This is a genomic window from Bacteroides sp. UBA939 (assembly GCF_002293435.1).
Taxonomy (GTDB): domain Bacteria; phylum Bacteroidota; class Bacteroidia; order Bacteroidales; family Bacteroidaceae; genus Bacteroides.
Genome location: NZ_DBDF01000059.1, coordinates 1 through 5,918 on the forward strand (window position 1 = coordinate 1; position 5,918 = coordinate 5,918).

The following is a 5,918-nucleotide window of genomic DNA, read 5'->3' on the forward strand; positions in this document are numbered from 1 at the left end:
CCTTCACGCCGGAGTTTAGGCGACAGCTGGAACAGTATGTGTCGGAGGAGATCGAAAAACTAGCCGAACAGAAAAGGGCGGAGCTAGACCGGCTAAAGAACCAAAAAGACAAGCTGGAGCGGGAGCAGCACAAGCTCCTACAGGCGCATTACGCCGACGCTGTACCTCTACATCTTATGAAACAGGAGCAGGAGCGTATAAGCCGGTCGCTCAAGGGTATTACAAGCCAGATGGCGGCATACCAGTCGGAGAGTACGGAAATATCCCATAACGTCCATGACATCTGCGAGCTACTGGAGGACTGCGGGGAAGCCTACCGGCTGGCGGGGGATTATGAGCGCAGGTGCTTTAACCAAGCGCTGTTCAAGCGGATACTGGTCTATGATGACCTGAACCTCGAAGGGGATTACGCCGAGCCGTTCGACGCACTACTCGACCCAGCCGTATTTATGCTGAAGGGCGAACATGCCAGAATGACCAAAGAGGGCGATGGGCAAGCAGATGCTCATCGCTCTCTTTTTGACATTATTAGCGCAATAAATACCAAAACCAGCACTAATTTTTATCGTGCTGGTTTAAGTAAGGACATTTTGTATCAAGATGTCACCTTTGATACAACCTCACCGGCCGCACCAATAATATACACGATACGCATTCGGGCTTCAACGCGATTTACACGTTTGGAAGGATTGGTGCAAATGGGCGTCCTCTTGCCATGTTACGGAATAGCTCTTCCCAGCTCGTCCTTGGGGATGTAGATTAAGTGGACGTACACGAAGGCTCCTTTGGGTTCTTCGTGGGTTAAATATTCATAATAATACAGACCACTTATATATAATTATAGTAGTCACTCTTTGCTATTTCCCAATTGATGGTATCATCTATGTTTATATATTGAGTGAAATCTGCTGCATTAGAATAATATGTTGACTCCAGCGTTGCGATCTTTATACCGCTGATTTTTGATATTGCTGCTGGATTAAACATCCTATCAACCATGAACTTAATTGCGCTCTTCATTAATGGCTCTAACTCATACGAGTATTTTGTATCGTCAATATCTAAAATACTGTATTCTTTAAGGAAGGTGCAGAACCATTGATTCAAAGACATATTAGTAAAATTTCCTTTAAACACGTAATGCAGCAATTTATCGTCTTTCTCAGGCGGGGTTTTGCGTATCTCTTGTGCCAGTTTCGTAGCAGTTATAATATTATTCCTCAAGCTGTTAGGTATGCGGATAGAAGTTCTATTTATTGCAAAACTCCTAAAATCATCATCAAAGTCTCCGAATTTCAAATTGCAGATCGTAGATTTTTTTGCTGGCGCTATCAATGTTAGCTTTATAAACAATCGCAACACTTGTCTCTGATAAAACCTTCCAGTATCTCTCTTCTTTATCAGATTTTCAGGGCGTTTGCCTAAATCCGAATCCAAGTTAATAAGGATTTCCTTGATTGTATCCATAGAGAATATTTCTCGTTCGCTTCCCTCTTCCAAATTACAAGATTCGAAAATATCATTCTTGTAATCCTCGTAGTCTATTTGCGTAAATATATCAGATGCTTTACCTTCTTTGCTTAGATAGTCATAAAAACTTTTCAGTGATTCTAAATGAGATTCCATTGATGCACGATAATTTATCTTGCCGATTTCCGAGTAGTATTGAATACAATTCTTAACGTCACTCAAGCTTATTTTGGTAGGAGTATCTATTTTATCAATACGCCTCAAGTATTCTATAAACTTATTTACGTGATTTGAGTACGTTGTACCAAAGCTACCGTAATAATCGTCTCTGTGCTGCTCCATTAATGGTTTCATTTTATCCCTCCTAATGTAAGATGCTTTTATGACCAAATACCCGACAGGTCAGCCTCAACCCAGATTAAGCCCTTGTTATATAAACAGTACTATATTACAGCCAAGTATAACATATTTCGCCAAGTCGGCTCAACGAGAATAAATTAAGGCGGCATAAAGGGCAAGGGTGCATGATCAAGCTCCGCCTATCTTTATATTGATGATCAGCCTCCGAAAAAAACTTAGGTGCAGTAACGGATGCCCCATAGCTTCTAATCATTGCTCGATCATATCTAAGAATCGGCTACATCTTTCTTCCACCCGTTTTTTCTGTCGCGAACTCACATGCGACTTTTCCCAACTGTCGGAAATTGCTTGAGAATCCAAAGCGGAAACAATTCTTCTAAAAATATTGTCATCGCACTCGCGCACCAGCTGCAAGAACATCAAACAGCCATCATCATCAAAGTCTATTTTAGAAGAAGTGTTCAATCGCTTAATGATTTTCGGAACATTCGATAAAAGTATTTTTTGGGCTTCAACGCTATTCGACTTTATCAATTCTCTTAATGCGTAAAAACTGATTCTCCACCAATGCCCAGTCAGCAGATCCACAGGAACTCCGTCTTTAAATAAACTTATGGCACATTGCGGCGCAATGAAAGCTATTGTTGAGTACATAACACGTATCTTATCACGATTGTATTCGACGAACCGACGCGCTATTCTCCAATCGCCTATATGGAGTCCCCTACACAGATGAACAATTTCGCCATATTGAGTCCAGTTGTCCTTAGCTATATCCGAAAGTCTCATGATATCAACTTGGTTCACAATTTCTGAAGCTTTCTTTCTATCGTATGTTCCTATAAGAAACAATACTTGATCTATGCTTTGCCAATCTCGTGGATAACTATTTGAAATTGCGGAGGCAAATTCTACTACTGGCAGCTCTGAAACCAGAGCTGCCGCCGTTTCACGCTCCTCTTTTGTGGCACGATGTCCACCCAACAAACTCAAACCGCATATGCATAGAAAGAATTCAAAGCTGAACAGATTGATAGCGTGTAGCATATCGTTTTTGAAATATTCTTTATACACAGGTAATAACTTCCTGATTGATTCATGAATATATGTCGGGAATAAATGTTTAATGTCGCATAGGAGATCAGACAGAGCTGATATATTTGTAACTGTCGCCTTTGCGCATATATCTACAATTACCGGGTTCAGAATCTCTCGAATCTGTGCATATCTCGGCTTAGGAAGAAAAATTGTCAAGCGGTTTATTAGTTTCCCCCATGCATATAGGTTGGGTTTTCTCTCTAGTGCTAAGGATTTAACTATTTGTGCCCAATCAACTCTCTGCATGCACTGACGATATCGTTTTCTATCTGTGTTAATTAGAATATTAATAAGATTAGAATACGCATAAGCCGTTACACTATCGGCATGAGCGATCCAATCCAGGAGTAACACTTCGTGTTTATCAAAAAACCATCTTCCATTCTTCGCATATCGGAATTTGAATACTTTCTCCATGAAGAAAGCAATGCCGACGCGTTCATGAGAACTCTGTATATCCAAAAGGCTTTCTAACGCCGAAGATATCATCGCTTCACTGATAAAAACCTCTTCACAACGATAAGCGAAAGAGTAACCCAGCATTCTATTGCTCAACCATACAATGCCCATCGGCATAAACTTCTTTTCTATAAAGGATGTCTCGATAGCTCTAAAGAGTACTGTTTTCTTTTCTATTGAGGCGTTTCTAAGAAATTGAGCGACAATTCTCTCCGCACTTTCTAAATGGACGATACGCACATCATCGAAAGACAATACTATTTTGTGATTCACAAGATATTGTAAATCATCATCATCCCATGAAAGAGAATTGTCAAAGCGCAGTAGATAATTGCATAGCCAACGATAATCTACGCAGTTATCTAACTTCACGATTTGAAATGCAGCTATAGCTGCAGCCAGCAGACCACAGTCGTGATGCGTACGAATCATTTCATACTGTTCTTTAATTGTCTGCCAACCGCCTCGAAGAATATAATTGAACTGCCATGGTGTTGACGCTTTTTCTGCCCCCTCCAGGCGTCTTTCGATTGGCGAATCCGAGAAATTAATCCCAACCCTAGCATCGCATTGATGCACAATGGGCGTAATTTCTTTCTTCCTAGCAAGAAAGTCATCACGTAATATTTTTACGGCATCTTTATTTGTCACCAGAATTGTATCGTGCCGTATAGCAGATGAATTAGTCTTAGCAAAAATAATTTTTGTGTTTGGACGCGCCTGTTCAGAAATTATCTCTATTGTTTTTTCCGATAGTCGCTGCGCATCATCAATAATATAGATTGAAGACTCCGTGTTTCGTGGAATCGCCGGAACAATTAGATTCTCAGTTGCCTTATAGAGATAGACTTTCCAGCCCTTCCTAAAGAGATTGTACGCTGCCTGATAAACTGAGATGGACTTCCCGCAACCAGCTTCGCCTTGTACTAAAACATAATCAACAATAGTCAACTGTTTTTCGATTCTTGCTACTTGTAGAAACTTGGGGCAGGCAACCACATCTGCTGGCGTCAATCGGTAACCCATAATTGCATGAGATATATCACGTTGATACGAAAAATCCAACGCCTCCCAGAGCTCGGTATCTACCGGTTCGTAGAAGGACTCAGTTGTTTTAGTTTTTAACGTATCTATTGTCACTAATATTTCATGAGCATGTGCTCTTGCTATTTCATGGAAAAACCTCAAATTAGCAGCCGTATAAACACGGTTGTTTTTGCTAATATTGCACGCTGGGCAAGAGGGAATGTAATTTTCAATACAATCAGGATTAAATCCGTCTTTTTCCAATTCCAAAAGGTATTGAGCGGTCTCGTCGTCTTGATACGTTCCCATGTGGGATGGAATAATGTGATCAATATGCATATCGCGTTGCTGTATCAGACGACCACAGTAACCACACTTTTCTTTATAGGCGACAAAGATAGCCCCACGTAAATATGAACTATTCTTTCTATACGGGTGAAACATACGCTATGCCTCGCTAAAAACAATGACTGAACGCGCTTGAATGCCGATGAGAATCTCTCCCTCCCGAAATGCAATCAACTTCATTATGTTATACTTGGTGTTCATTTCGTCTCGATGGTAATGGTATTTCTCAATACTACTCTTAGCGGGTGAAAAAGTGGCGAGAGTCTTATACCGGCATACACAATAAGTTAGCCCCAATCTAGTTACACCTCTTTTTTGTATAGATCAGACATAATTCCAGCTAAGTATAGCATAATTCGATAAGGCCGCTCAACGAAAATTGTTTATTCGGCAAAATTAAAACAAGGGCGCACGTTCGCACCTCTATTTATTCTACCTCCACGGTTATGCCCGCGCGGTACGACATAATCTTAAATTTCTATTCTCTCAGGTTAACAAACCCCTTCTCCCGCCGCTATCTATCAGAGGCATTCAAGGCGAGAGTCCCTCGAATACAGAAACGGAGGCTAAAAACAATTACTATCGCCAATTACGAAGGAGGCTCATATGGAATTACATCTCACCGACCTAAAAAACCTCACCAAAGCAGAGCATGTCGCGCTCTGGACAAAAATCGCGGAATGCCCGCCCGACAAGGTTCTCCCGCTCGGCCCTTGCAGGTTACCGGCAGGATGTTCGCCCACCCACATTGACATCGGCTTTTTCAAGGACGGCCCCTACTTTTGCATGAAGGTGCGGCCCAGCTTCTCTTACACCGGCGACAACTGGGCGATCCGGCTTATCAGCAGCGGCGAAACGGTTCCGTTTTGCAATTACCCGGAAATGGCGATGTTCTTTCGGGAGTTCCCATCGACGGATGCCAATCCCACACCTACCCGGCGCGCAACCGCACCGTCGCACAGCTACGACCTCGATTCCGTCGCGAACATGGGCGCGATCAAGGTGCCTGCGGCTGCGCCTGTGGAAGCCGCCCCGCCCCCGGATGCCAAAACGCTCCGCGAGGAGCTTGGGAAAATCATCATCGGGCAGGATACGGCGGTGGCGACCATCGCTCATCATGTAGCGCTGCATGTAAACAAGAAAAATCCCCAAAAGCC

At 42.5% G+C, this 5,918-nt stretch carries 4 protein-coding genes; 2 read left to right on the forward strand and 2 right to left on the reverse strand.

The annotated features are described in order from the left end of the window. Positions 1 to 758: hypothetical protein (locus B2Z67_RS04060; protein ID WP_291528543.1), on the forward strand; the 758-nt coding region annotated here is incomplete at its 5' end. 70 nt (positions 759 to 828) lie between these two features. Here B2Z67_RS04060 and B2Z67_RS04065 read toward each other — a convergent pair. Then, on the reverse strand, positions 829 to 1,824 hold the full coding sequence (locus B2Z67_RS04065; RefSeq protein ID WP_291528544.1) for a hypothetical protein: 996 nt from the start codon (positions 1,822 to 1,824) through the stop codon (positions 829 to 831). 255 nt (positions 1,825 to 2,079) lie between these two features. Beyond that, positions 2,080 to 4,722, reverse strand: a complete 2,643-nt coding sequence (locus B2Z67_RS04070; RefSeq protein ID WP_349677264.1) for a hypothetical protein — start codon at positions 4,720 to 4,722, stop codon at positions 2,080 to 2,082. A 645-nt stretch (positions 4,723 to 5,367) separates the two neighbouring features. On the opposite strand from B2Z67_RS04070, the gene B2Z67_RS04075 reads away from it, so the two are divergent. Beyond that, positions 5,368 to 5,918 (forward strand): hypothetical protein (locus B2Z67_RS04075; protein WP_291528546.1); only part of this gene is annotated, 551 nt, incomplete at its 3' end.